The organism is Alkalihalobacillus sp. MEB130, from assembly GCF_032335535.1.
In the GTDB taxonomy this organism is placed as follows: Bacteria; Bacillota; Bacilli; order Bacillales; family Bacillaceae_D; genus Halalkalibacter.
Map to the genome: position 1 here is coordinate 1 of NZ_JAOANA010000014.1, position 25667 is coordinate 25667.

The window sequence follows — 25667 nt, forward strand, 5'->3', positions numbered from 1 at the left end:
ATGGCTTCTCTCGCCGTGCGCCATGTAGGAGAAACCCACTCCTACATGGCTTAAGATCATTACGGCGGCTCCGCTCATCGCTTCGAGTAAAAGAAAAAAGGGAAGATCACCCTTTTTTCTTTTACTCTCTAGTGTGTATAGGCTCCAACGTTTTCTTGGTTTATTCGTTCGTGTAAGGCTGCGTTTAAGCCTGCTGCGATGACATTGGCCATATCATCAATAAATACGTCAACTTCTTTTGGTGTTACCATTAAGTTGTGACCTAATGGTGATAGGACTTCTTGAATTAGTTGGCGCTTTTCATTTTCAGGCAAGTTTCCTACCATCCCCAGAATCGTTTCACGTTTTTCTTCGGTCGGTAAGTCTTCATCTGTCAGTTTACGCTTCTCACCGAATGTCATCCCTGCTGGTGCTAATGAGCGGGACGGCGATTTTCCTTCTTTCATCTCTCTCCCAAAATGCTTCAACACATAATCAATGGTATCACTCGTGATTGATACAGCATCAACAACTGTTGGAATTCCGACCGCAATAACAGGAATACCTAACGCCTCTTTGCTAAGTTCTTTTCGTTTATTACCAACACCACTTCCAGGATGAATTCCTGTATCCGAAATTTGAATGGTTGCATTTACTCGTTCAATTGAGCGGGAAGCTAACGCATCGATCGCAATAACAAAGTCTGGTTTTGTTTTTTCAATTACCCCATAAATGACATCACTTGTTTCAATTCCCGTTAACCCCATCACCCCTGGTGTTAGGGCACTCACTGAACGGAATCCCTCTTGTACTTGTTCTGGAGCTAATTTAAATAAATGGCTCGTCACAAGTAAATTCTCTACAGCAATTGGTCCTAAAGCATCAGGAGTTACATTCCAGTTCCCCAACCCTACAACTAGACACGAGTCAGTTTCTTTAATGCCGATATCCTTTAAAAAGGCAGAAAACGAATTGGCAAAAACACGTTCCATCTTCTCTTGCAATTCCGTATCTTTTTTACGAATTCCTAAAGCTTCAAACGTTAAATAATTGCCAGCTTTCTTTCCTAATCTTTTGGCTCCTACTTCATCAATTACGACTCTAGTTATCGTGACATCATCTACGACTTCTTCGTCTATTTTGACTCCATTTACATTTTTAGGGGATGCTCCCTTACCCGCTTTCTCTTCTTGTTCTAACACCATTTGATGAGCTTCAACTGCTAGATCTGTACGTACTTGATATTGGTCAAGATTTAATTCATCACTCATTTGGACCACACTCCTAGTATAGACTCTCTCGTGAAAGTAGTGTTTCCGGTCCAATTGGTTTTCATTCTTCTATTGCAATCATGCTTAGTTTTTGATAAAATGCAATTTGTTGTATGAATGATGCGAAACGTGTCAACGTACTTAAAAAAGAAGCGAAACCGTTCATAATAGATGGACTGGGATCAAACCTGAACAACATGTATTAGGAGGTGAATGATATGCCAAATATTAAATCTGCGATTAAACGTGTGAAAACTGCTGACAAGCGTCGTGCTCAAAACATTTCTGTTAAATCTGCTCTACGTACTGCAATCAAAAACTTCGAAGCAAAAGTAGAAGCTGGTGATGTTGAAGTAGCTCAAGCCGCTTTCACTGAAGCTACGAAAAAGCTTGATAAAGCAGCAAACAAAGGTCTTATTCATAAAAATGCAGCATCTCGTCAAAAGTCTCGTCTTGCGAAGAAGCTTAACGGACTTTCTGCATAATGTAAAAAACACACGAATTTTTGTTCGTGTGTTTTTTTGTCTTTTTCATTCTTACTTGGATTCTCAACTGGCTAACTTTATTAACAATAGCTCCACTGCTAACACTTTCTCCATTTTCCCTGATTTAATCGCATAGTCCGTATCAGCTGCTGCTTCAAGTAATTGAAGAAGATGTTTATCATCAAATTTATTCATTTGTTGACTCGCCAACTTTACGACATATGGATGCAACTTCAATTGAGCCGCAATTTGCTTTTGAGAATAACTTCTTCTACTTAACTCTTTTACTTGATAATAAATTCGTAACTGCCTTGCAATTAATGATAAAAGTTTTAATGGTTCTTCTTTTTGTTTTAATAAATCATGGTAAATTGATAACGCCTCGTCCAACCGTCGCTTAACCGCAAACTCAATAAGAGCAAACACATCTTGTTCTAATGATCTGGCAACAAGTAAATCAACGACATCACCCGTTACTGTCCCGCCTTCTCCTACATATAAAGACAGTTTTTCCATTTCTGATGCCAATAATAAAAGTTGCGGTCCCACACGACCTAGCAAATGGTCTTTCCCGTCTTGAGTAAAAGTAAATTGTTTGGTTGAAGCTTGATCATCTAGCCATTCAGACAACATCCGATCATCAAAAGGAAAACATTCAACGACTGATGCTTTTTGTTTTAATGATTTCGTTATTTTTTTTCGTTCATCTAGTTTTTCGTAAGGAGCCAACAAAACCAATATGGCTTCTGGTGAAGGATTTTCTATGTATTGCATTAAACGTTCTAAATCATGTTCTAACTTGCTCTCTTGTTTCTGACTTGACACAAGCGAAAAGTCTTTGATCACAACGACCTTTTTCCCACCAAAAAAAGGAAAGGTTTCTGCTTCTTCTACAGCGATATCTAGGAGCGTGTCTTGTAGGCTATAGGTAATGACATTAGGATCATCTTGCGAACCAACAACTTGTTGGATTAAATGAAACATTAGGTCCTCCATCAGAAATGATTGAGTCCCATACATAAAATATACTGATCTTACCGTGCCACTTTGTAATTCTTTTTTTGTTTTTAAATATGACATAATCATTCCTCATTTTTCTTGCTTATTTCCATACATTGCTGGGAATACTCATGGTTGTCTTACGCTTGTCCTCCCTTTAGGATAGACAATGATTGCACAGATGACAAGAAAAATGAGAAAGGGGTCTAGCCCCGTAAATGCTAGACCCCCATTTATGATAAACGCTGTAACTAAGAACCCGGGACCTCTCAATTACAACGATAACCATGACCGCCTTGCACTATTTATCATATCCTATGCAATCCGAAACTATAGGTGACAACTCTTTACAGACAAACCAATCTATTTCTAAAGTTTTTTACAATTTTTTGAACAAACTCGTTTTTAAGAAATAGCTGATGAAACGACCTAGCATTTTCTCAGCCCATCCCGTATACTTGAATTGAATAAGGAGGAATGACAGATGCATTTCGAAAAAGAAGTACAATGTAAACGTAATGACGCAATTGACTCTGCTGTTGGGTTTATCGTTCCTTTTGGTTTCTTTGCAACCCTATTCATTATCGCTACAATTGTAGATGTATTTAGTGGTATGTAAATCTAACAGATGAAAGAGGGAGTCCTTATCGACTCCCTCTTTTGCATGTTCTCCCAATCCATTGATAGTAAGATGCACTTTTATTTCTCTTGAATCATACTACTGGCTTCAATTTGACCGTTTCGCAATAACAATTGAACGGAGCCGTGTTGATCAGTTCGCCAAATTACTACGTTTCGTTCCTCTAATCTATTCATAACATCTGGGTGTGGATGACCAAATCGATTGTTACGCCCAGCCGAAATAAAAATAGCTTTTGGTTGCAATTGTTCTAAAAACTGTTCGGTCGTCGATGTCCGACTTCCGTGATGACCAGCTTTCAAAATATCTACTTGCAAGCCTGGGTACGTTTGAATTAATCTCCTCTCTCCCTCTTCTTCTAAGTCCCCAGTAAAAAGAAACGAAATCCCTTCTACTATTACGTGAAGCACAATGGAGCGCGCATTAAGGTTCATTTCATCTCCAACAGGAGATAAGACAATAAATTGCGCTCCTCCTTCTTTCCAATTCACCCCTTCGCTGACAAACTGTATGTTTGCACCCTTTTTTGCGAGTGCATGTAATAGGTCATGTTCAACAGCGTTCTCAACAGGTCCTTTGCTATACAGTACTTCTCTAATTGTAAATGCATCCACTAATGCTTCTGCTCCTCCAATATGATCAAGATGACCATGACTTAATAGTAATGAATCAATCGTTCGAATTCCACGAGCTTTCAATGCTGGAGCCACGATATTGGCCCCTACTTCAAATGACCTTCTTCGCTGCCTCCACGCTTCATCCTGAAAGAAGGAAACCGTTCCCCCAGTATCAATAAGGTAGACTGCTCTTCGGTATGGAAGCTCGAGTAAGAAGCTATCTCCTTGACCTACATCAATCATCGTTATTTTCGCTCTTGAATCTATGTAAGGAGCTCCTAAATGAACGATCATTACAATTCCAAGAACAATAGCTGGTTGTCTCCACCACAGCGCCCCTCCTTTCTCCCACTTTAGTAAAGCAAATACGACACCCACATAAAGGAAGATCATTATAATACTAGACGGCCGTCCAGTAATGAACGTAGACCACTTTTGTTCTGAAATCAAAATTAGAATGTCGTGGATAGACGGAACCATTTTTTCTAAGAAAATAAGGGGAACATTGTAAGTAGCTGGTAGGATAAAAGAAGCTAGAAAAGCTAGAAAAGTTAGCGGGAGAACACAAAAGGAGATGAACGGAATATATACTAAATTTAAAGGAATACTTATAACGGAAAATTCAAACATATAATGAAGCAAAATGGGAAAAGAGAGGAATTGTGACAAAATGGTTACAAATAGTAACTGTAAGTGGACTTGATTGTAACGCGCCTGCAACGTTGGAGCAGATACAATTAATCCAAAGGAAACTAAGAAGGAGAGTTGAAATCCTAATTGAAAAATAATGTAAGGTTTCACAAGGAGATACCCTAAATAAACAATAACAATCCCTAAAAGTGGTGGAATTTTCAACTTCAATCGCAAAAAAAGTAAAACAATGATAGCCATAAGGGATGCTCTTACAACAGAAGGAGCGGCCCCAGCTACTATAATATATATGGGAAGAAAGATGAGCAACAACTCCATTGTTCGTTCCCGGGTCATCCCTATTCGAATGAGGCAATAAAAAAGAGCTGTCACAATCATCCCAACATGTAAACCAGATACAGCAAGCAAATGGATGATACCTAGTTTTTGGTAAGCATATAGAACATCTCCTTCCATCAATCCCCTCTCTCCAAAAACCAATGCACTCATGATGCCGTGAAGTTCAGGATTAATATCTAGCTCCATGCGGTTTAGCTGCTTATCCCTCCATTTCTGAAGCTTTATAAAGTTACTCTGGTTCTCACTTTCATAACATTGAATTCCACCTATGTTCGGTCTTACAATCCAAAATATTTGTTGCTCATATAAATATTGACGATAATTAAACTGATGAAAATTAGTCGCCGGAGAAGGCGAGGTAAAGGTACCATTTATTTTGCATACATCTCCAATCATCAACCTTTTCATTTGATGTTGTTCTTGTTCATTGGACAAAAACAATTGAATTTGAATCACTTCATTTTTGTCACTTTTCACACGCATCGACAAAGAATCTCCATCTACAATCGGATTAGTGTGAATCGTTCCAATTACCGTCTGTTCCCCTGAAGTGTAAACAGATTTTTGCTGATCGAGTGCAGATAAACCGACAAAATAATATAGAAGAAAAGGTATGGTGAAAAGAAGAATCTTCATTTTAAAAGCCATTCGTTGATAGAAGAAAACAGTAAGGCATATGGTTAAAACAATTAAATACGGGGGATCTGCTCCTTTTAAAGCCAAGAGAAGACCTAAAGTGGCTGCAGCTGGGAGAATGGTAAAGAGGGGAAAGATGGATCTCACCCCCTTAGGATATTCTGTGTAAACAACGTATTTGCTTCATCACGTAACTGACGAAGTTCTTCTTCTTCTACACCTGCCTTGTCCAATTTATCTAAAAGTTCAGCAGTAAATTTCATTTTTTCAAGGTGTTGTTGGTCCAAACTCATTTCGTCTAATTCTACTTGTACGACTTCAATCCCAGCTTCACGAAACATCTCTTTTGCATAAGGATGATTTTTGTAATCTTTTGCATAGTAAACACTTCTAACCCCTGCTTGAATGATTGCTTTCGAGCAATGGACACAAGGAAAATGTGTTACGTATATTTCAGATCCTTCTGTTGGCACACCAAATTTGGCACATTGGAGAAGAGCATTCACTTCGGCGTGTATCGTTCTGATACAATGGTTATCAACAACATAACAGCCATCATCAATGCAATGGGCCCCACCAGTGACAGAGCCGTTGTAGCCACCTGCAATGATTCTCTTTTCTCTTACAATGGTTGCACCAACCATAAGTCGTGTACATGTACTTCTTAACGCTAATAAATGACTTTGAGCCATAAAATACTGATCCCACGAAATCCTTTGCACTTTTGAAATCCTCCTCTACATTCATATTGCTAGTTTAGAAAAAACGAACTAGTACGTCAATCATAAGTCATTTAATGAAATGTTAGATGCTCTTTCAGGTTCTCAACAGACTTTGGACCAATTCCTGATACTTGCAATAAGTCGGCTTCTGTTTTGAATGGACCGTGTTCTTCTCGATGAGCTACTATGGCTGCCGCCTTTGCAGGACCAATCCCCGGAAGTTGCTCAAGGGTGCTTGCATCTGCGTGATTAATTCTAATTTTCCCTTCAGCTTCTCCCGGACTAGTCATATTTTCAGAAATCGCTTCTTCTTCTCCCATTTTCGGCACATATATCATCATTTCATCATGTAACAACTGAGCTAAATTTAACTTTCGTTCATCAGCATCTGGTAAGAACCCACCTGCTTTTTTTATAACGTCATGAATTCTCTCTCCCGCCCTTAATTCATAAACACCAGGATTCTGAATGGACCCTTTTACATCTACGGTTACATACATCTCACTAACGTGCAATTCTTGTTTATTTGCCTCTTGCCCCATGTCTTGTTGATAATCTGTCCAATTAAATGTAACTTCTTCTTCTTTAGGATTGCTAAAAAGCAGAAACAATACTACACTGACTAATAGTAAGATTGCCGCAGTAGAGAGGATTTGTTTTCGCTCTAACATCTTTTTTATCATTTCATCACCTCATGATTTTTTTTGGCAATGCTATACAACAAGAATTGGAAGGAGACAATTACCATGGCTGTACATTTACAAATTGCAGAACAAGTAAAAAAACATCGTGAAGCACAAAAACAATTTCTCGCTTTAGACGCTCAAAGAGAGAGAGCCATTGATGCTGTTTTCGAGAACGCAAAGGCAGGAAAACCTGTTGAAACGACTGAAATTAATCAAATAACTCAAACTATGAATCAAATTGCGATGCAGTTTCAATTTCCGCCACGCAAGCTTGTCACGCCCGAAATGGTCGTAAATTTACTAAACAATAAATAATTCAAGCATAACATTGCCTTGCCCTTCATACGTTTAGTCATAACGATAATCGTAGGTAAGATTGTTGAAGGAGGGGCTATCTTGAAAATTGGAGTAATCGGAACAGGTAGTATGGGGACGATTTTACTTGAATCATTCATAGAATCCGGTGCCATTTCTCCGCACCAATTTGTCGTAACGAATCGCAATAGGGAAAAAGCGGAGGCATTGAAGGAACGCTTCCAAGACATCAGAATTGCCTCTGATGCGGTAGCGACCGTGAAACAATCAGATGTCATTTTCTTATGCACAAAACCGTTACAAATGCCTACCATTTTACAGGAGATTGCTCACGTTTGTAGTGATGACAAGTTATTAATTTCTATCACAAGTCCAATCTCAGTTGAACAGCTAGAGGAAATGGTTCGTTGCAGAGTAGCTCGTGCAATTCCTAGTATTTTAAATAGAGCCTTAACTGGACCTTCTCTCTTAAGTTTTGGCAAACGATGCCAAGCTGAAGATCGTCAACTTGTGACCCATTTACTATCATCGATATCTGAACCGTTGGAAATTGATGAGAATATTACGCGGGTATCTTCAGATATTGTGAGTTGCGGTCCAGCCTTTTTCAGTTATATTATGCAACAATTTATTGATGGCGCTGTGAGACAAACAGAGATTACTCAAGAAGATGCAACTACCTTAGCTACAAACATGATGATAGGTATGGGGAAGTTACTTGAGAAAGGCCATTTTACTTTACCCACTTTACAAAAACGAGTGTGTGTTCCTGGGGGTATTACAGGGGAAGGCATTAAAGTGTTAGAAGCCGAAATCGGACCTATGTTCGATCACCTATTTCAGCAAACTCATGCTAAATATTACGAAGATCAAGAATTAATTTCAGAAGCATTCTCAAAAGACTAAATAAAGGAAGAGCCTAGCTCTTCCTTTATTTTTATTCGCGATACATTTTAAAATTCCTCTAGTCTTTTTTTCTACAGCTAAAAAATATTCGTTCACTTTCTGCTGTCGGTGCAAAAGACGTGAAATCCGCTTGAACGGTAATGTCATCATAACCTTTCTGCAACCACTTTTTATACTGTTCGACTGGGAACGTTCTCTGCTTATGTAATTCGAACTTCTTCTCATAATGATGAGATTCATTTTGTACAAAAAAAGTTAATTCATGTTCGACACTATGAGGAGCCACTCCTTCAAATGATGTCCATATATAGGCAACCTCACCTGCATCTTCAGCAAATGTCTGTCCTATAAATCCATTTTCAATTTTTGAAACAGAATGAACATCAAATAAAAGATAGCCCCCTTTTTTCAAAAGCTTATTAATACACTCAAAAGTTTTCACCACATCTTGTTCTGTCTCCAAATAGTTAAGGGAATCACAAAACAATGTGACAACGTCAAACTGACCGAGGTCTTCTAAATCCGTCATTGATTGCTGAATTAAGAGGGGAGAGAAGCCATATTGCTCACATTTTTCTTTAGCAATCGTGAGCATTTCAGCTGACAAATCAACCCCCGTAACATCAGCACCTTGCTGCTTTAACCTGACCAAGAGCTCTCCTGTCCCACAGCCAACGTCTAGAATCCTTTGCCCTTCTAAGTTCGTGACGTTTAATTGTTTGTTCAAAAAATGAATCCATTCCCCATAAGGGGCATCTGCCATTAACGTGTCATATAATGTAGCAAAAGCTTGATAGTTCATATCGCTCAAATGCTCCTAACTTTACTTCTTAACATGCGTCCAACCATCTCGCTGTTCAATTTTGTTTTCTTTCATTAATTTACCTAAAGCTCGCTTAAATTTAGCTTTACTGATCGAAAACCTAAGTTCAATGTCTTCTGGCGGTGTTTTATCCCAGTAAGGCATCGAGCCCCCACGTTCTAGTAAAAAGGAGTAAATACGATCTGCATCTTCTTCTTGTTGTTCAGATCGAAGTGGATTCATCGTTACATTAATCCGTCCATCGTCCCTTACAAATTGTACTCGTACTTGAAGATGCTCCCCGTATCTAGGGGTTCTTTGCATTTCATCATTATGAAGAAATGCAATGTACCCTTCATCTGTTAATAACAAAGCTCCCTCATCAAGAAAATGATACACATATCCAGTTACTTCTTTATTCATCATTTCTTTTGGAGCTTGAATCGATGTTTTTTCAACAGGTTCGCCTTTTACAAGCTTAGCCATTAAACGACCTCTTTTGTCCCAAGTTAATGACAAAGGCAATTTATCTCCTGGACGCGGCCACATCTCTCGATCATATGGAAGCTCGTCCATTGATAAAAAGAGGTCCCTTGAAATGCCATTATGAAAGAATACCCCATGACCTGTTTTTACTTCTACAGCTTCTAACCAAGCCACTTCTCCTACTTGTAAATATGGTTGTTCCATCGTGGCAGCTAACCTACCTTGATGGTCATGATACAAGAATACGTCTACTCGATCTCCAACTTTTATCTCCCTTGTCGCTTCACGTTCATGAAGCAAAATGTCGGTCTGACCATCACTTAGAAAAAAACCAAAGTTAGCCGTACGAACAACCTCTAACGAAACGGTGAATCCAGGCTTTAAACTCATTAGCCCAAAACTCCTTCTAATTCAACTATTGGGGCATCTCCCCATAATTTCTCTAAATTGTAATACACTCGCTCATCTTTATGAAACACATGAACCACTACATCACCTAAATCAATTAACACCCATCTTGCTTGGTCAAATCCTTCTAATCGCTTAATTTCAATCCCTTGTTCCTGAACGACTTTTTTTAATTCATAGGCAATAGCTTGCACTTGTTTGTCAGAATTACCGTGACAAATGACAAAATAATCGGCAATTAAAGATACACCTTTCATATTTAAGGCAACAATATTTTCTGCTCTTTTATCATCGACTGCTTTTACAGCAAGTGATAAAGTTGACGTTTCATTCACGGACATCACTTCTCCTTTTTTTGTTTAACTAATTGATTGAACGTAGCTAATGTATCTGGAAAAACACGTTGACGCCTTTTCATTAGGAAGAAAATTGTGTTTTCAAGTGTTTGCAATATAGCATCATCTAAGTTCGTTTGCGCAAGCACCCGAACCTCCTCCACGCCTTTAAACTGTCGACCAGGTTCAATATAATCAGCTAAAAAAACGACTTTTTCTAAAACGGTCATTTCAGGTCTTCCTGTTGTATGATAATAGATGGCATTTAACAGCTCTTGATCGTCAATTCCCACCTCATGTTGAACCAAGTACGCTCCACACGGCGCATGCAAAAGTTCGTCACCATAATCCAAAAATGACTTTTCCGTTAGTTTCTCCTGAACAATCCTTTTCATTTCTTCCTTATCACGAAACTTTGCATAGTCATGGAAAATAGCGGCGATTTCCGCCTTTTCCTCATCAGCTCCGAATCGTTTGGCTAACTCTATGGCTGTATCAACCACTCCCAAAGTATGTTGATACCTATGGTCTGTAAGCTGTAGTTTTACGATTGCCAATGCTTGTTCTCGGTTCATATAATAATCTCTCCTTCACCAAGGCTTCCACTCTATCAGGGACCATATACGTAATCGGTTTCCCGCTTTGAACCCTATGCCTAATATCTGTTGAAGATATATCAATTTGAGGCATTTCCAATAGAAGGACTTGATTTGAATATTCGTTTGGTTGAACCGTAGATCCTGGGCGCTTGACACCGATAAATGTAACGAGTTCCATCAACTCTTTAATTTTCGTCCATTTTGGCAAATACTCGATCATATCTCCACCGATTAAGAAATAAAACGTATCGTCTGGATACAATTGTTTTAACTGTTTCATCGTATCAATCGTGTAGGACGGTCCTTCTCTTTCTAACTCAATCGTATTTACATGAAAATGGTCATTGTCTCGCGTCGCACCAACAAGCATATCAACACGATCCTGATTTGAAGCAAGATCGTCACTTTCTTTATGCGGAGGAACATTTACAGGGATGAACCAAATTTCATCTAACTCAAAGGAGATCAACACTTCTTGAGCAAATAATAAATGACCAAGATGAGGAGGATTAAATGTTCCTCCAAACAATCCTACTTTTTTCATTTTTTTCACTCTCCTACTCTCGAATTAAGAAGGGAGGACCAATTCCTTATTTTCTTTGGATTCCTTGTACAATACAATCGTGTTTCCGATGACTTGAACTAATTCCGCTTTTGTCTGTGAAACCAATTTTGCAACCACATCATCTTTATCCTCGTCACAATTTTGCAAGATGCTTATTTTTAGAAGTTCTCTCGCTTCAAGTGCTTCTTCTATTTGTTTGCTCATATTATCATTCACTCCACCTTTTCCCACTTGGAAAATTGGATTTAAATGATGAGCTTTTGAACGTAGAAATCTTTTTTGTTTACCTGTTAACATGTTGTTCCTCCTAATTGTTGTAAGACTATTTTCTTCATTTGTTCCCGGTCCGGCTTTTTTCCCGTCCAGTATTCAAACGATAAAGCCGCTTGATTAACAAACATTCCAACACCATTTATGATTAGTGCCCCTTGGCTTTTGGCTTCTTTTAGAAATGTAGTTTCAAGAGGATTATAAATTAAGTCACTAACGACACTTTCTTTCCTTAACTTTGTTAAGGATAACGGTGTTTCATGAATATGCGGGCTCATACCAACAGACGTTGTATTAATGACAACATCGAATTCATGAAGGCGCTCTTCAGCGTCAATTCGATCAATAGCTTCAGCTGATATACTGAAATTGTTGGCTAAAGCAAGGAACGAATTTGCCTTCTCGAGAGTACGATTTGTAATAGCAACATGGGCAATTCCATGTTGTAATAAGGCAGTAAGCACTCCTCTAGCTGCCCCACCAGCACCAATAATCAAAATGCGTTTGTCTTTAATATCACTATTCATTTCTTCAAGTAAAGATTGGACATATCCCCGTCCGTCTGTGTTATAACCGATTAGTTTCCCATCTTGATTTACAATCGTGTTAACGGCCCCGATAAGTCTTGCTTCCTCATCAATCTCATCAAGAAATTCCATCACCGCGAGTTTGTGAGGTACTGTCACATTGCATCCGGCTATTTGCAAGGCTCTCAATCCTGAAATAGCTTCTCTCACAAGTTCAGGTTTTACATCAAAAGCATGATAAACTGCTTCAATTCCTTCCTTATTAAATGCATCGTTATGAATTTGCGGACTCATTGAATGTCCAACAGGATGCCCTAACAAACCAAAAACTTTCCCCATGTCCTCTCCCCCTAACATTTATGATCTAAATGATAGATTCTCTAATGGTCACATTAACTCCTTTTGGAGCGTACCCCTCAACTTGGATATTTGTTCCGTTAACCGTGACCCATCCTAGCCCTGAAAAGACGATATCCACTTTTTTCTCTTTAATATGAAACGTATGCTTCACAAGTGGAGGGAGTGAATCCTTACCATCTTTATTCGGAGGAGTTAAGAGCTCTCCTAGATGGTTCTCATACAGCTCATCTGCCTTTTCACGTTTGGTCCGATGAATATGCAATTCATTTGAGAAATAACAAGTAAACGACGTTCGCTCTCCTGATACAAAGTCAAACCGTCCTAACCCACCAAAGAATAATGTTTGTCCCTCATTAAGCTGAAACACCATAGGTTTGATTTCTTTTTTAGGAGTAATAATCTTTAATTCTTGTTTATCTATATGATGAGCCATTTGGTGATGATTAATTATCCCTGGAGTGTCGAATAATGCTTGTCCGTCATCAAGAGGAATATCGATCATATCTAATGTTGTACCCGGAAAGTGGGATGTGGTAATTAATTGTTCTGTATCTCCACCAAATGTTTTAATCATTTGGTTAATAAAAGTTGATTTTCCAACATTTGTACACCCAACAATATAAACATCACGACCATTTCGCAACCGATCTATTTCAGCGGCTACATGTTCAATCCCAATCCCTTTTGCTGCACTCATTAACAGAACATCAATTGGCTTTAGGCCTAATTCCTTAGCAGACTTTTTCATCCAATTAATTAAGCGGTTATGATTTAAAGACTTTGGTAACAGATCCACTTTATTTCCTACTAAAAGTACTTCATTTCCCCCAACAAATCGGTGAAGTCCTGGCAACCAACTACCGTTAAAATCAAAGATATCGACAATTTTTACAATTAATGCTTTCTTCTGTCCTAACCCATTTAGGATCTTTAAAAAATCATCATCCGTTAAAGAAACGTCTTGAACTTCATTATAATGAGTTAGGCGAAAACATCTTTGACAAATGATCGCATCTCTATTTAATGCAGATGCAGGAGCATATCCTAACTCCTCTTTCTCCTCAGATTGAATCGTAACACCACAACCTGAACATATTGGTTTTCTTTCTTCCATAAAAGCCTCCTATTTTTCCTTACCCTTTTATATTTGTTCACTTATTTCTATTATGAGAGACATTTGAGTAGTTCATCCCGGATGACAGCTGCTACTTACCTCAGCATTTCCTCCCACTCGTACCAAACTTTAACTATACCTTTAGTTATTTTTTTTTTCAATTCTTACGGACAGAAAACGACTTTATTAAAGAAAAACAGTTTGTTTTTTCAACTTTTTAAAAAAAATTTCGACAAATCTAAGCACCACTCAACACCTGTGGATAACTTTATGCACGTTATCCCCTAATAAGAGTAAGGTTTTTACCTGGTAATAAACAGGTAATTAACAACTTATCCACCTACGAATGTGGATAAGTAGAACAGTTGTTCTATTTTGGAAGTCATGATAGGATTAAAACACATTCAAACAACTTAGTATTTTATTCACTAGAAACCCATTCTATTCCTATAAAAAATCTAACTCGAAAACGAAGGAGGTGGACCTGTCGAAATTTGACAGGAGACAAGCATGCAAAACCTTTCTGATGAACTTCTAATTGAAACTTATTATAAGGCTGTTGAACTAAACCTCAATCATGATTTTATTGAATTAATTCAAATTGAAATTGCCAAACGATCTCTTTCCGACAAAATTAAATTATCTTCATAATGCAAAAAGGCAGCTATCCTACAGGATAGCTGCCTTCTTTTATTGTCCAAACCTTATTACTCAGATTGAACGGGCATTCGATTTCCAATGCGAATGTATTCCCTAGGCTGGAACGGAAACGTTGTTGGTACGACGTTATCATGCAGTTGTTGGATTGTGACATTGTTTGGCCCATCTAGTCCTTTTTCATGAATCGTACGCTTGTTAAACTCATTCGCATACCACCCACCAGAAAAAAGAACGAGAAAAATACTAACAGCCGCTAACCCTTTCTGCTTGTTGTTCATTTCTGTCACTCCTGTTTTAGGCAACGATCGCTCGTTCCCGAATGCAAAATTAGCCTTTTTTAAAGATAAGGCTTCCTTTTGTCTATAGAGTGTCGCAGCATTATAAAAAATATACATACTTTTTCCAATTTCAGTGAATCATTTTTGATGATCCCTGATTTTATACTCTATCTAAAAAAATTTTTTTAGCTTTTTTTTCTTATTTCTACATATTTAATAAGTTCTTAGAAATCCGGAAAAGCTAAATGCGTCACGGATGCACACGTTCAAAAAGTAGGTTATACTTTTATTTAGTCTTGAGAATTGTGTACATTGGCAAGAAAGTTTCATGGTAAAAAAAGGAGTTTTGCACAAATTAATAATGTTATAAGTAAAAAAAGGAGGTATGTGATTTGACGGTTTTACATTGGGCTACAATCTCCCCATTTTTGTTAGCCATATTGATCCCTTTTTTGTATAAGTACGTAAGACCCATACATACGGGGTGGTTTGTCCTTGTACTCCCGCTCGTCTTATTTATTTATTTCATCCAGTATTTGCCGATAACGTCTGCAGGAGGGGTTGTTGAGCATACCGTCCCTTGGGTTCCATCTCTTGGGATTAATTTTACTGTCTATCTGGATGGACTAAGCTTACTGTTTCTTCTTCTGATAACAGGGATCGGAACATTGGTTATCCTGTATTCGATCTATTATCTATCTAAGAAAACGGAGAGCTTGAACAACTTTTATGTTTACTTGTTAATGTTCATGGGAGCCATGCTTGGGGTTGTTTTATCGGATAACCTAATCGTCCTGTATGTTTTTTGGGAATTAACGAGTTTAGCTTCTTCTCTATTAATCAGTTATTGGTTCCATCGTGAAAAATCTACGTATGGTGCCCAAAAGTCTATGCTCATTACCGTATTCGGTGGTTTATCCATGCTTGGTGGTTTCTGCCTCATGTATGTAATGACAGGGACATTTAGCATTCGTGAGATTATCGCGAATGTAGATTTAGTGACAACAAGTGCGCTCTTCTTACCAGCTATGTTACTGATTTTGCTCGGAGCCTTTACAAAATCAGCGCAATTTCCGTTTCATATTTGGTTGCCAGATGCAATGGAAGCACCTACACCTGTTAGTGCTTACCTTCACTCTGCAACGATGGTTAAAGCAGGAATTTATTTAGTAGCTCGTCTTACTCCAGTTTTTGGAGGGTCTGCTGAATGGTTCTGGATCTTATCCGCATTCGGAATTGTCACCCTATGTTGGGGATCGATTTCTGCCGTACGCCAAAAAGACCTGAAAGCCATTCTCGCGTTCTCAACTATCAGTCAGCTAGGATTAATCATGTGTTTATTAGGTCTTGGTTCAGCTTCGCTGTATTACGGATATGGATCAGAGACCATTTACACAACCGCTATTCTCGCTGCTGTATTTCATTTAATTAATCATGCAACATTTAAAGGTAGCTTGTTTATGACAGCAGGTATCATTGACCATGAAACTGGAACGAGAGACATTCGTAAGTTAGGCGGCTTAATGACTATTATGCCTGTCACATTTACGATTTCGTTAATTGGTTTAGCTTCAATGGCAGGCTTGCCTCCATTTAACGGTTTCTTAAGTAAAGAGATGTTTTTTACAGGTGTTTTGAACTCAACTGAATTAGACATCTTTAACATGCAAACTTGGGGAATGCTCTTCCCAATCCTCGCTTGGATTGCGAGTGTATTTACATTTGTTTACTGTATGATTATGTTCTTTAAAACTTTCACAGGTAAGTTCCAACCTGAAAAGCTTGATGTGAAGCATGTTCACGAAGCACCAATTGGAATGTTGATTAGTCCAATTGTTTTAGGTTCTTTAGTTGTCATCTTTGGTTTGTTCCCGAATCTGCTAGCTTACACGCTGATCGAACCAGCCATGGCATCTATTTTGCCTAATTTATTAGGTGCAGAGGATAGATTTTATGTGAACATTTATCACTGGCATGGTTTCAATGCAGAGCTATTTATGACTATTGGCGTTATCTTAGTTGGGACGTTCATTTTCTTAATGATGAGAAAATGGTCACAGATGGCTTTCTATTTAAGAGAAAGAGATCCTCTCAACTGGTTCTATGATCATTCTCTTACTGGATTGATTAGTGGATCACAATTTGCTACACGTATCCAAATGACAGGATTGTTACGCGATTACTTCGTGTATATGTCCGTCTTCATGATTTTGCTATTTGGTTATACAATGTATCGTTACAACGTCTTTGCTATTGATACGGTTAATGTAACGGGGATTGATCCATTCATGTGGATTTTAGTTATTGTCTTCATTGGAGCAACGTTAGTCATGCCATTCATCAATCATCGTATTACAGCGGTCATTGTTGTTGGTGTCATCGGTTTCCTACTAGCATTATTCTTTGTTGTGTTCCGTGCACCTGACTTAGCGTTGACTCAATTATTAGTTGAAACGGTAACGGTTGTTCTCTTTATGCTTGTGTTCTACCACTTACCTGAGCTACGCAAAGAGTCGTTTAAACCACGTTTTAACATAGTAAATTTAATTATCTCTATTGCAGTTGGTAGCCTCGTTACCCTTATTGCCCTTAGTGCATCAGCACTTGGGAATGAAGCTGGGTTTGAATCGATTTCCGAGTACTTTATCCAGAATTCAAAAGAATTAGCTGGTGGGTACAACATGGTAAACGTCATACTAGTTGACTTCCGTGGACTTGATACCTTGCTCGAAGTACTCGTACTTGGGATTGCCGCTCTTGGAGTAGTCGCTCTCATTAAATTAAGAATGACAGGGAGGGAAGATGTGTGAAGAAACAAATCAAATCAAATGAATTAATGCTTCATACGCTGACGAGAGTTGTCACCTTCATCATTCTCGCCTTCTCGGTATATTTATTCTTCGCCGGACATAACAATCCCGGCGGAGGATTTATTGGGGGATTAATGACAGCTTGTGCTCTTCTATTAATGTACCTTGGTTTTGATATGAAGAGCATGAAAAAGGCATTGCCATTTGACTATACCGCCATTATTGCAGTAGGACTATTAATTGCTATTGCAACGGGTGTATCTAGTATGTTGTTTGGTTATCCTTTTTTAACTCAGTTCTTTGAATATTATCAATTGCCTATTTTAGGCGAAACAGAATTAACAACAGCCCTACCTTTTGACTTAGGTGTCTATCTAGTCGTTGTGGCTATTGCTCTAATTACGATTCTTACGATTGCGGAGGATGATGCATAATGGAAATATTAATGTCCATCGTTGTTGGGGTCCTCTTTATGGTCGGAACTTATATGATTTTAACAAAAAGCTTATTGCGCGTTGTTTTAGGATTGATCCTCATGTCACATGGAGCTCATCTATTATTATTAACAATGGCTGGTTTGCAAAGAGGAACACCACCATTGTTAAGCTTAGGATCAGAAGCCTACGCGGATCCGCTGCCGCAGGCTCTTATCCTTACAGCGATTGTAATTAGTTTTGGGGTCACGTCTTTCTTGCTTGTTCTCGCCTATCGCACATACAAAGAACACAAGACAGATGATTTAGACCAATTGAGGGGATCTGCTGATGAATAACTTAATTATATTACCAGTTCTTATCCCATTTATTATTGGGACCATTTTAATATTATTTAGGCACCAGCATACGATTCAACGAGTAATCAGCGGAATTACAGCTATTGGTATGCTCATTGTCTCTATTTATATAGCAGTCTTTGTTTATCAAAATGGAATTACCGTTCTTGAACTCGGGAACTGGCCAGCACCGTTTGGTATTGTGCTTGTTGCCGATATGTTCGCTACCATGATGGTGATCTTATGTAGTATCGTGGGAGTCGTTTGTTTATTCTTTGCTTTTCAAACGATCTCATCAGAACGTGAAAAATTCTTTTTCTACCCGTTTTACTTCTTCTTACTAGCTGGGGTAAACGGAGCATTTCTAACAGGTGATTTATTTAACTTGTTCGTCTTTTTTGAAGTCATGCTTATTTCTTCCTATATCCTGATCGTTATGGGCGGAACGAAATATCAATTAAGAGAGTCATTTAAATATGTAGCTATTAACGTTTTTGCTTCGATCTTGTTTATTGTTGGTGTGTCCTATATTTACGCTGTAACAGGAACATTAAACATGGCTCAGATTGCTGAGCGAGTAGGGGAATTAGAACAAGTTGGAGTATTAAATGTAATTGCAGTTTTATTCTTTGTTGTCTTTGCGATGAAGGGTGGATTATTCCCACTTTATTTCTGGCTTCCACGTTCGTACTATGGTCCACCTGCAGCTATTGCAGCGTTATTCGGTGGTCTACTAACAAAAGTGGGAATTTACGCGATTATTCGCTCTTTCACACTCATTTTTACACATGATCCAGGGTTTACCCACTATCTCATAGTCACGATTGCTGGGTTTACAATGATCTTTGGGGTACTTGGTGCCGTATCTCAATTTGATTTTAAACGTATTCTTTCTTACCACATCATCAGTCAGGTTGGATACATGGTGATGGGGCTTGGCATCTATTCAACACTTGCAGTGGCTGGGGCAATCTATTACATTGCTCACCATATTATTGTTAAATCAGCCTTGTTCTTATTCGCTGGGGCTACTCAAAAAATAACCGGGACAACTGATTTGAAAAAAATGGGTGGATTGCTTAAAACTCATCCATATCTCGCTTGGATGTTTTTCATATCAGCTATCTCATTAGCAGGAATCCCTCCTTTAAGTGGATTCTTTAGTAAATTTCCAATCATATTAGCTGGTTTTGAAGAAGGAAATTATGTAATAGCAGCTGTCGCTCTTGCGGTTGGACTCTTAACCCTTTTCTCTATGATGAAAATTTTCATCTATGCGTTCTGGGGTGAGCAAAAACATACTGAGGAACAAGCAAAAATCAAAGTTGGTAAATTATTATTGCCAATTGTTCCACTTGTGGCGCTTACGATCATCTTAGGGTTCGCTGCAGAACCGATCTTTCTTTACTCATTACAAGTGGCAGAACAAATCCTAGACCCATCGATTTATATCGAATCAGTTCTAAAGGAGTAGTTGCTATGGCCTTTCAAATATTATTAAACATTTTCATTGCGCTCATCTGGGCCTTCCTACAAAACAGCTATACTGGTGTTGATTTTCTAGTTGGTTATGTAATCGGGATTTTTATCCTATTTGTATTGCGGAGATTTTTGCAGTTTGATTTCTATTTCCGTCGTGTTTGGGCGTTTATCAAATTGACATTGCTCTTCTTTAAAGAGTTAATTATGGCTAACATTGATGTTATTAAAATTGTGCTTAGTCCGAAGTTAGATATCCAACCAGGTATTATTGAAGTCCCTACAAAGCTTGAAACAGAATGGGAGTTAACGTTATTAGCTTCCCTCATTTCCTTAACACCTGGAACTTTGTCTATGGATTTTTCGGATGATAATAAATACATTTACATTCACTCTATCCATGTACCGGATAAAGAAGAAATGATTCGTCAAATTCACAATACATTTGAACGTGCGATTTTGGAGGTGACGAAGTAATGTTTCATACGATCTTAATGATTGTGCTAGCAGTCATGTCGCTGTCATTATTCGTCTGCTTCATTCGTACCGTTATTGGGCCTACGATGCCAGATCGAATTGTTGCTCTAGATGCTTTTGGAATTAACCTTATTGGTTTTATCGGAATCCTAATGATCGTTCAAGAAACTTTAGCTTATTCAGAAGTCATTCTTGTCATTAGTATTCTAGCTTTTATTGGTACGATTGCTTTATCGAAGTTCATTGAAAGGGGTGTTGTATTTGAACGCGATTGAGATTATTTTAAGCATCTTTATCATTACCGGAGCTTTTCTTAGCCTACTCGGCTCAATCGGTTTAATTCGATTCCCTGATGTGTATGGACGAACGCATGCAGCAACGAAAAGCGCAACCCTCGGTGTGATTTCGATCATGGTAGCAACCTTCTTGTTCTTTCTATTAGTCGAAGGAATATTTGCCGGAAAAATTCTACTTGCTATCTTGTTCGTTTTCTTAACAGCACCAGTTGCTGCCTTAATGGTTGCCAGAGCTGCATATCGTACAGGAGTTCCACTTTGGGAGAAAAGTGGTCAAGACGATTTAAAGAAAATGTATGAGAAAAAATTAAATGAGCCACAATAGTTTCGACAAAAGACCCGATGATAGAAATCATCGGGTCTTTTGCTTCTTATTCTTCACCGTATTGAACGGCTTCTGCTAACAAATCAACAATATGAACTGAACGAACTGTGTTCGTTAACCCTTCTCGTTCCACTCCTAACTTCATTTGCAATAAACATCCCGGGTTTGCTGTAACAATGGTCGTTGCTTCTGTTACTTTGACATCACTCATTTTTTCATCAATAATTTGTGTAGACATTTCAGGTTGAATCATATTATAAACTCCTGCAGAACCGCAGCAACGATCAGAATTCTTCATTTCTTTATACTGTATCCCTTCTATCATCTGTAGAAGCTGTCGTGGCGGGCCTCCTGCATTCATAACATTTCGAAGATGACAAGAATCCTGATACGTAATGGTTTGTTCTGGTAACTTCATTCTTGGTAAGCCTACTTCTAATAAGACAGCAGAAATATCTTTCACTTTTTTAGAAAAAGCTTGTGCACGGTTATGCCAATCGGGCTCATCTTTCAATAGATGATCATACTCAATTAATAATGCTCCACAACCACCTGCATTTGAAATAATATAGTCAACTTCTGCCCTTTCAAATGCTTCGATATTTCTTTTTGCTAACTGCCGTGCTTGTTCCTTCTCACCAGAATGAGCATGAAGAGCACCACAACAATTTTGCGCCTCTGGTATCACAATTTCACAGCCTGCTTTCTCCAGAAGAAAGAGCGTAGCATCATTGGTCTTCATGAACATCGTGTCCATTAGGCATCCCGAGAAAAAAGCAACCTTTTTTTTCACTTGTCCTTCTGGCTTAATATGGGTAGGACGGTGCTTCATTTCTTTTGGTGAAGGTACGACAGGAAGAATCTTCTCCATTGTAGCAAGGTTTCCAGGTAGCAAATTCAACACTTTCGTTTTTTGTACGACTTTTTGAACTCCAGATTGTTGGTAGAGCCATAGCATCCCATTTACATTCCTCATTCGATTTTGAAAAGGAAAGAGCCCACTAAAGACAGAATACCTGAGAACTTTCACTGGTAAGCTATGTTTTTTGTGCTTGTTTAATATGTCACGTGCCTCTTCAAGGAGATGACCATACTTCACACCTGAAGGACACGCTGGTTCGCAAGCCCGGCAACCTAGACATAGATTCAATTGACGTTCAAAATCTTCATCAGGAGCCTTTCCTCCATCGACAACTGCCTTCATTAATGCGATTCGTCCTCGTGGTGAAGCAGCTTCCTTTTGTCCTGTTTCACCGTACGTCGGACAAGAAGGCAAACAAAATCCACAACGCATGCAGTTCATCAATTCATCATAGTCCATCCGCTCTTTAAACTCTTCCGTAATGGCTTCATGTTGTTTTTGTTTCATTGTTGTCATTTTTGAACCACCACCCTCTTTTTTGTTTCTTTTGCAAACATTTTGCCAGGGTTCATAATGTTGTGTGGATCAAAGGCAAATTTAAGGGTTTTCATAGCACTAACTCCCTCTTCTCCAAGCTTCCAAGCCAGGTATGGCGACTTCATAACTCCAACCCCATGCTCACCAGTGATCGTGCCTCCTAAATCAATTGCTTTTGCAAAAATCTCGGCAAAAGCTTCCTCTACACGATGAATTTCATCAACGTCTCTTGCATCAGTCATACAGGTTGGATGTAAATTGCCATCACCGGCATGACCAAATGTGCAAATTTCCACTTCATATTTTTGAGCTATTTCATTAATAGCTTGAACCATTTCTGCTATTTTCGAACGTGGCACTGTAGCATCTTCTAAAATGGTCGTTGGCTTCTTTCTAGCGAGTGCGGAAAGAGCAGCACGACGAGCTGTCGTTAACGCTAGTCCCTCTTCTACCGTTTGGGCAACTTGTATCGAAAGAGCATGGGATTGCTCGCATATTTCAGCCATTTTCTTCATATCTCGTTCTACAATTTCACGTGGGCCATCCTGCTCAATTAAAAGAACCGCTCCTACCTCTGTAGGCAGTCCGATCTTAGCGAAATCTTCAACCACTTCTAATGTACCTTGATCCAAGAATTCAAGTGTCGCTGGAATAATTTTATTAGAAATAATAGATTGTACAGCCGCCCCAGCTCCTTCTAAATTATCAAATAAAGCGAGCATCGTTTTCTTTGTCTCAGGTATAGGAATAAGCTTCAAAATCGCCTCTGTGATCACACCTAATGTCCCTTCTGACCCAACCATCAATCTAGTAAAATCATATCCCGCAACATCCTTTGCTAGTTTTCCTCCTGTTCGAATCACTTCCCCATTTGGTAGGACAACTTCAAGTCCCATAACATAATCTCGAGTTACTCCATATTTTAATCCTCGCAAGCCTCCGGAATTCTCATTAATATTTCCACCAATTGTTGATATTTTCATCGAGCTTGGATCAGGTGGATAGAATAATCCTTTCTCCTCCACTGCGTTAATTAAATCTAGCGTAATGACACCAGGCTGGACCGTAACAGTTAAGTTCTCTTCATCAATTTCAAGAATGTTATTCATATGCGTAAACAATAAAACAATACCACCTTCAAGCGGACAAGTTCCTGCACAAAGATTCGTTCCAGAACCTCTAGGAACAATCGGTACTTTAAATTCGTTGCATATTTTTACGATTTCTTGTATTTCTTTTGTTTGTCTCGGTCTAATTACCGCATCTGGCATGGCTTGAAAATTTGGTGTTGCATCGTAAGAATAAACAACCAAGTCTTCTTCAGAATCAAAAAAATTGTCTTTACCCACTATAGATATAAGCTTTTGTTTCACTAGTTTATCTAGCATTTATATATCACTCTCCTGCCTTTTGAGGGAAAACCGCCTCTTTCATACTTTTAAGTATAAAAAAAAGAACCCCTTTATCCTATGTGTAAAAACACAAAATAAAAGCGTTTTCTAAAGTTTTTTTTGTTTATTCATCTAACGTTCTGTAATACCATAAAGCCAAAAATAACGTAACAAGTTCTTTCGTTTCTTTTAAATGACATCCTGATAAATCCTGAATTCGTTTTAACCTATAATGCAGCGTATTGATATGGATATGAAGTGATTTGGCGGCTTCTTTAACAGATAATTGATGATTTAGATATACTTCCAACGTCTCTAATAATTCCGGTTCGTCCAATAACTTTCCTAACACTTCTGTAATCAATTTCTTCCTCGTACCTGAAGAAACCTCAGTAAGAGCAATTTCTAGTGTTAGTGATTGGTAAAAGATAACTGTTTCTTCTTTCATTTTAACATTCAGAGCTTGCTTTGCTTCATGATAAGCTGTAGAAAAACTCACAGGATCATGATGAACCCGACTAATTCCTGACCTACATCTAATGGAATGTGTTTTTTCTAATCCTTTATGCAGCCGCTCTAGTGCATGATACAATTCCTTCTCTGTATGTACCTTTGCTGATACAAGGAGTACAAATCGACCATTGCCCCATCTTACAAGAATATCCTTTTCCTCGTTAGGAAGCAGTGCTCGAACTCTTTGAATCATATCTTGCTCTAACAAGGTTTCATTAAGCTCTTTAGACTCTTCATCTAGTTGAACTAACACGCAATATCTCGGCTCATTCATCTGAATCCCTAATATTTCGCCTCGTTCTATAAATTCTTCTGATAACGTTTTTGCATGAAGCCATTCATATACAAATGTTTCTAGACCTCTTAACTTTGAATCGAGTCGTTCCGCTGCAAAAGCCTCTTGAATGATAAGTTCGGTCATACGTTGGATTAATTCGCCGTACCGAACTGTTGTTGGATGCGACCCTGTAATTCCAATTACTCCGATCACATTTCTTTGAAAGTGAATCGGTAAATTCAAGCCCATCTTGACGCCTTTATATTTCTTGCTATCACCTTCTGTAATCATTTGTTTTTTTCCATGTAATACTACTTCTTTTCCTACTTGATGAAAGGAGCCAACACGACTAGAATCACTAGCTGCAATAATAACTCCCTCATCATTCATAACAATGACCTCTTCTTCAATAACTTTCGATACCTCATTCACAATTCGTTGCGCAATATGTCGAAGCAATCTCACATTGCTCCACCTGCTTTACGAAGGTAGGCGATTGGCTCTCCTACTTTCACCTCACTATTTGCTTCAATATCTGATTGACTAATTAATCCTTGTTCAAAAAGAAGAACAACTGTGGATCCGAAAGAAAAATAGGCCATTTCTTCTCCTTTTTTCAAATGCATACCTTTATGAGTAAGTTCGATTGTATTGATATTCATAGCCCCTACTTTGACTAAGGCAACACGACTTCCTTCTACATCAAATTCAGTAATAACCCGGTAATTTCGCGACAGCGGCCTTTTTCCATAACGTAATCCTACTGAATTAACTGGATAAGATAAGCTCCCGAGTTTCCATTGTCGAGTAATCATTCCATCAACTGGACTGTGAATTCTGTGATAATGACTCGGACTAAGGTATAAGATAAGATAATAACCATTATAGTAAGGTTGTGAGACTTGAGAAGAGCCTAACATCTCTTCAATATTATAGTCTTGTCCTTTCACGTGAAAGGTCGTTCCTTGAGTCAGGTCTCCATGTTGAGCAACGATTCCATCAACCGGGCTTATAATACTTTGTGCTTGTTGATCAATTGGACGTACTTCAGACTTTAATTCTCGAATAAATAAATCATGCAAATGAGCATACTCATGTAGTGGCCTTTTCATCTCCGCTTCATTTAATCCAAAAGTACTTGCAAATGGTTTGATTAGTGGCTTGCTCACTTTAGATCTTGAAAAACGTTTTAACGCAGATGAAGTAAGACGATGATTTGTAAGTTCGATACATGAACGAAAGAGCATTTTTTTCAAAATAATTTCCCCCAATTTCTTT

The 25667-nt window shown here is 38.4% G+C and carries 30 protein-coding genes; 12 read left to right on the forward strand and 18 right to left on the reverse strand.

Annotated features, from left to right (window positions below):
- Nucleotides 1–128: 128 nt before the first annotated feature.
- Complete coding sequence (gene gpr, locus N0O92_RS14485; RefSeq protein WP_315615373.1) at nt 129–1250, reverse strand: GPR endopeptidase; 1122 nt, start codon at nt 1248–1250, stop codon at nt 129–131.
- A gap of 218 nt (nt 1251–1468) precedes the next feature.
- On the opposite strand from gpr, the gene rpsT reads away from it, so the two are divergent.
- Nucleotides 1469–1735, forward strand: coding sequence for a 30S ribosomal protein S20 (gene rpsT, locus N0O92_RS14490; protein ID WP_315615374.1), 267 nt, complete (start codon nt 1469–1471; stop codon nt 1733–1735).
- Between the two features lie 63 nt (nt 1736–1798).
- On the opposite strand, the gene holA is transcribed toward rpsT, so the two are convergent.
- On the reverse strand, nt 1799–2821 hold the full coding sequence (gene holA, locus N0O92_RS14495; RefSeq protein ID WP_315615375.1) for a DNA polymerase III subunit delta: 1023 nt from the start codon (nt 2819–2821) through the stop codon (nt 1799–1801).
- Between the two features lie 397 nt (nt 2822–3218).
- Between holA and N0O92_RS14500 the strand changes: the two genes are divergently transcribed.
- Complete coding sequence (locus N0O92_RS14500; RefSeq protein ID WP_315615376.1) at nt 3219–3353, forward strand: YqzM family protein; 135 nt, start codon at nt 3219–3221, stop codon at nt 3351–3353.
- 80 nt (nt 3354–3433) lie between these two features.
- Here N0O92_RS14500 and N0O92_RS14505 read toward each other — a convergent pair whose 3' ends face one another.
- The 3 genes from N0O92_RS14505 to N0O92_RS14515 form a co-directional block, all read right to left on the reverse strand.
- Complete coding sequence (locus tag N0O92_RS14505) at nt 3434–5764, reverse strand: DNA internalization-related competence protein ComEC/Rec2 (protein ID WP_315615377.1); 2331 nt, start codon at nt 5762–5764, stop codon at nt 3434–3436.
- The gene (locus N0O92_RS14510) at nt 5761–6339 is read right to left on the reverse strand and encodes a ComE operon protein 2 (RefSeq protein ID WP_315615378.1); all 579 of its coding nucleotides are present in this window, start codon (nt 6337–6339) and stop codon (nt 5761–5763) included. The genes N0O92_RS14505 and N0O92_RS14510 overlap by 4 nt, the downstream gene beginning before the upstream one ends.
- Before the next feature lie 71 nt (nt 6340–6410).
- Complete coding sequence (locus N0O92_RS14515; protein ID WP_315615379.1) at nt 6411–7022, reverse strand: helix-hairpin-helix domain-containing protein; 612 nt, start codon at nt 7020–7022, stop codon at nt 6411–6413.
- A gap of 63 nt (nt 7023–7085) precedes the next feature.
- Between N0O92_RS14515 and N0O92_RS14520 the strand changes: the two genes are divergently transcribed.
- Both N0O92_RS14520 and comER read left to right on the forward strand, forming a co-directional pair.
- Entirely contained in the window at nt 7086–7340 is a 255-nt protein-coding gene (locus N0O92_RS14520; RefSeq protein WP_315615380.1) for a DUF2533 family protein, read from the forward strand.
- 81 nt (nt 7341–7421) lie between these two features.
- On the forward strand, nt 7422–8246 hold the full coding sequence (comER, locus tag N0O92_RS14525) for a late competence protein ComER (protein ID WP_315615381.1): 825 nt from the start codon (nt 7422–7424) through the stop codon (nt 8244–8246).
- Between the two features lie 58 nt (nt 8247–8304).
- Here comER and N0O92_RS14530 read toward each other — a convergent pair whose 3' ends face one another.
- Genes N0O92_RS14530 through yqeH form a run of 8 tightly spaced genes read right to left on the reverse strand, consistent with a single transcriptional unit; the run spans nt 8305 to nt 13712 of the window.
- The gene (locus N0O92_RS14530) at nt 8305–9048 is read right to left on the reverse strand and encodes a class I SAM-dependent DNA methyltransferase (RefSeq protein ID WP_315615382.1); all 744 of its coding nucleotides are present in this window, start codon (nt 9046–9048) and stop codon (nt 8305–8307) included.
- A gap of 21 nt (nt 9049–9069) precedes the next feature.
- Entirely contained in the window at nt 9070–9924 is an 855-nt protein-coding gene (locus N0O92_RS14535) for a CvfB family protein (RefSeq protein ID WP_315615383.1), read from the reverse strand.
- Entirely contained in the window at nt 9924–10277 is a 354-nt protein-coding gene (gene rsfS / locus N0O92_RS14540; protein ID WP_315615384.1) for a ribosome silencing factor, read from the reverse strand. Before rsfS ends, N0O92_RS14535 begins: the two co-directional genes overlap by 1 nt.
- Before the next feature lie 5 nt (nt 10278–10282).
- Nucleotides 10283–10852: a bis(5'-nucleosyl)-tetraphosphatase (symmetrical) YqeK gene (gene yqeK / locus N0O92_RS14545; protein WP_315615385.1), complete on the reverse strand. Its 570-nt coding sequence runs from the start codon at nt 10850–10852 to the stop codon at nt 10283–10285.
- Nucleotides 10800–11420 carry a nicotinate-nucleotide adenylyltransferase gene (locus N0O92_RS14550; protein WP_315615386.1) on the reverse strand — a complete coding sequence of 207 codons (621 nt, stop codon included), beginning with the start codon at nt 11418–11420 and terminating at the stop codon, nt 10800–10802. Before N0O92_RS14550 ends, yqeK begins: the two co-directional genes overlap by 53 nt.
- A gap of 24 nt (nt 11421–11444) precedes the next feature.
- On the reverse strand, nt 11445–11738 hold the full coding sequence (yhbY, locus tag N0O92_RS14555; RefSeq protein WP_315615387.1) for a ribosome assembly RNA-binding protein YhbY: 294 nt from the start codon (nt 11736–11738) through the stop codon (nt 11445–11447).
- Nucleotides 11732–12577: a shikimate dehydrogenase gene (gene aroE, locus N0O92_RS14560; protein WP_315615388.1), complete on the reverse strand. Its 846-nt coding sequence runs from the start codon at nt 12575–12577 to the stop codon at nt 11732–11734. The genes yhbY and aroE overlap by 7 nt, the downstream gene beginning before the upstream one ends.
- A gap of 25 nt (nt 12578–12602) precedes the next feature.
- Nucleotides 12603–13712, reverse strand: a complete 1110-nt coding sequence (yqeH, locus tag N0O92_RS14565; protein ID WP_315615389.1) for a ribosome biogenesis GTPase YqeH — start codon at nt 13710–13712, stop codon at nt 12603–12605.
- 510 nt (nt 13713–14222) lie between these two features.
- Between yqeH and N0O92_RS14570 the strand changes: the two genes are divergently transcribed.
- On the forward strand, nt 14223–14363 hold the full coding sequence (locus tag N0O92_RS14570; protein WP_315615390.1) for a sporulation histidine kinase inhibitor Sda: 141 nt from the start codon (nt 14223–14225) through the stop codon (nt 14361–14363).
- 56 nt (nt 14364–14419) lie between these two features.
- Here N0O92_RS14570 and N0O92_RS14575 read toward each other — a convergent pair whose 3' ends face one another.
- Nucleotides 14420–14650: a hypothetical protein gene (locus tag N0O92_RS14575; RefSeq protein ID WP_315615391.1), complete on the reverse strand. Its 231-nt coding sequence runs from the start codon at nt 14648–14650 to the stop codon at nt 14420–14422.
- A gap of 392 nt (nt 14651–15042) precedes the next feature.
- On the opposite strand from N0O92_RS14575, the gene N0O92_RS14580 reads away from it, so the two are divergent.
- The 7 genes from N0O92_RS14580 to mnhG are packed head-to-tail and all read left to right on the forward strand — an operon-like array spanning nt 15043 to nt 20809.
- Nucleotides 15043–17460, forward strand: a complete 2418-nt coding sequence (locus N0O92_RS14580; protein ID WP_315615392.1) for a Na+/H+ antiporter subunit A — start codon at nt 15043–15045, stop codon at nt 17458–17460.
- Complete coding sequence (locus N0O92_RS14585) at nt 17457–17894, forward strand: Na(+)/H(+) antiporter subunit B (RefSeq protein ID WP_396334522.1); 438 nt, start codon at nt 17457–17459, stop codon at nt 17892–17894. Before N0O92_RS14580 ends, N0O92_RS14585 begins: the two co-directional genes overlap by 4 nt.
- Complete coding sequence (locus N0O92_RS14590) at nt 17894–18232, forward strand: Na(+)/H(+) antiporter subunit C (RefSeq protein ID WP_315615393.1); 339 nt, start codon at nt 17894–17896, stop codon at nt 18230–18232. The genes N0O92_RS14585 and N0O92_RS14590 overlap by 1 nt, the downstream gene beginning before the upstream one ends.
- Nucleotides 18225–19706 carry a Na+/H+ antiporter subunit D gene (locus N0O92_RS14595; protein ID WP_315615394.1) on the forward strand — a complete coding sequence of 494 codons (1482 nt, stop codon included), beginning with the start codon at nt 18225–18227 and terminating at the stop codon, nt 19704–19706. The genes N0O92_RS14590 and N0O92_RS14595 overlap by 8 nt, the downstream gene beginning before the upstream one ends.
- A 5-nt stretch (nt 19707–19711) precedes the next feature.
- The gene (locus N0O92_RS14600) at nt 19712–20188 is read left to right on the forward strand and encodes a Na+/H+ antiporter subunit E (RefSeq protein ID WP_315615395.1); all 477 of its coding nucleotides are present in this window, start codon (nt 19712–19714) and stop codon (nt 20186–20188) included.
- Nucleotides 20188–20463, forward strand: coding sequence for a Na(+)/H(+) antiporter subunit F1 (locus N0O92_RS14605; protein WP_315615396.1), 276 nt, complete (start codon nt 20188–20190; stop codon nt 20461–20463). The genes N0O92_RS14600 and N0O92_RS14605 overlap by 1 nt, the downstream gene beginning before the upstream one ends.
- Nucleotides 20450–20809, forward strand: coding sequence for a monovalent cation/H(+) antiporter subunit G (mnhG, locus tag N0O92_RS14610; protein WP_315615397.1), 360 nt, complete (start codon nt 20450–20452; stop codon nt 20807–20809). Before N0O92_RS14605 ends, mnhG begins: the two co-directional genes overlap by 14 nt.
- Nucleotides 20810–20855: 46 nt before the next feature.
- On the opposite strand, the gene N0O92_RS14615 is transcribed toward mnhG, so the two are convergent.
- The 4 genes from N0O92_RS14615 to N0O92_RS14630 all read right to left on the reverse strand — a co-directional run bounded on the left by N0O92_RS14615 (nt 20856) and on the right by N0O92_RS14630 (nt 25645).
- Nucleotides 20856–22187: a (Fe-S)-binding protein gene (locus tag N0O92_RS14615; protein WP_315615398.1), complete on the reverse strand. Its 1332-nt coding sequence runs from the start codon at nt 22185–22187 to the stop codon at nt 20856–20858.
- Complete coding sequence (gene glcD, locus N0O92_RS14620) at nt 22184–23596, reverse strand: glycolate oxidase subunit GlcD (RefSeq protein WP_315615399.1); 1413 nt, start codon at nt 23594–23596, stop codon at nt 22184–22186. The genes N0O92_RS14615 and glcD overlap by 4 nt, the downstream gene beginning before the upstream one ends.
- Nucleotides 23597–23723: 127 nt before the next feature.
- Entirely contained in the window at nt 23724–24854 is a 1131-nt protein-coding gene (locus N0O92_RS14625; protein WP_315615400.1) for a CdaR family transcriptional regulator, read from the reverse strand.
- Nucleotides 24851–25645 carry a phosphatidylserine decarboxylase gene (locus tag N0O92_RS14630; protein WP_396334524.1) on the reverse strand — a complete coding sequence of 265 codons (795 nt, stop codon included), beginning with the start codon at nt 25643–25645 and terminating at the stop codon, nt 24851–24853. The genes N0O92_RS14625 and N0O92_RS14630 overlap by 4 nt, the downstream gene beginning before the upstream one ends.
- Between the last annotated feature and the right edge of the window lie 22 nt (nt 25646–25667).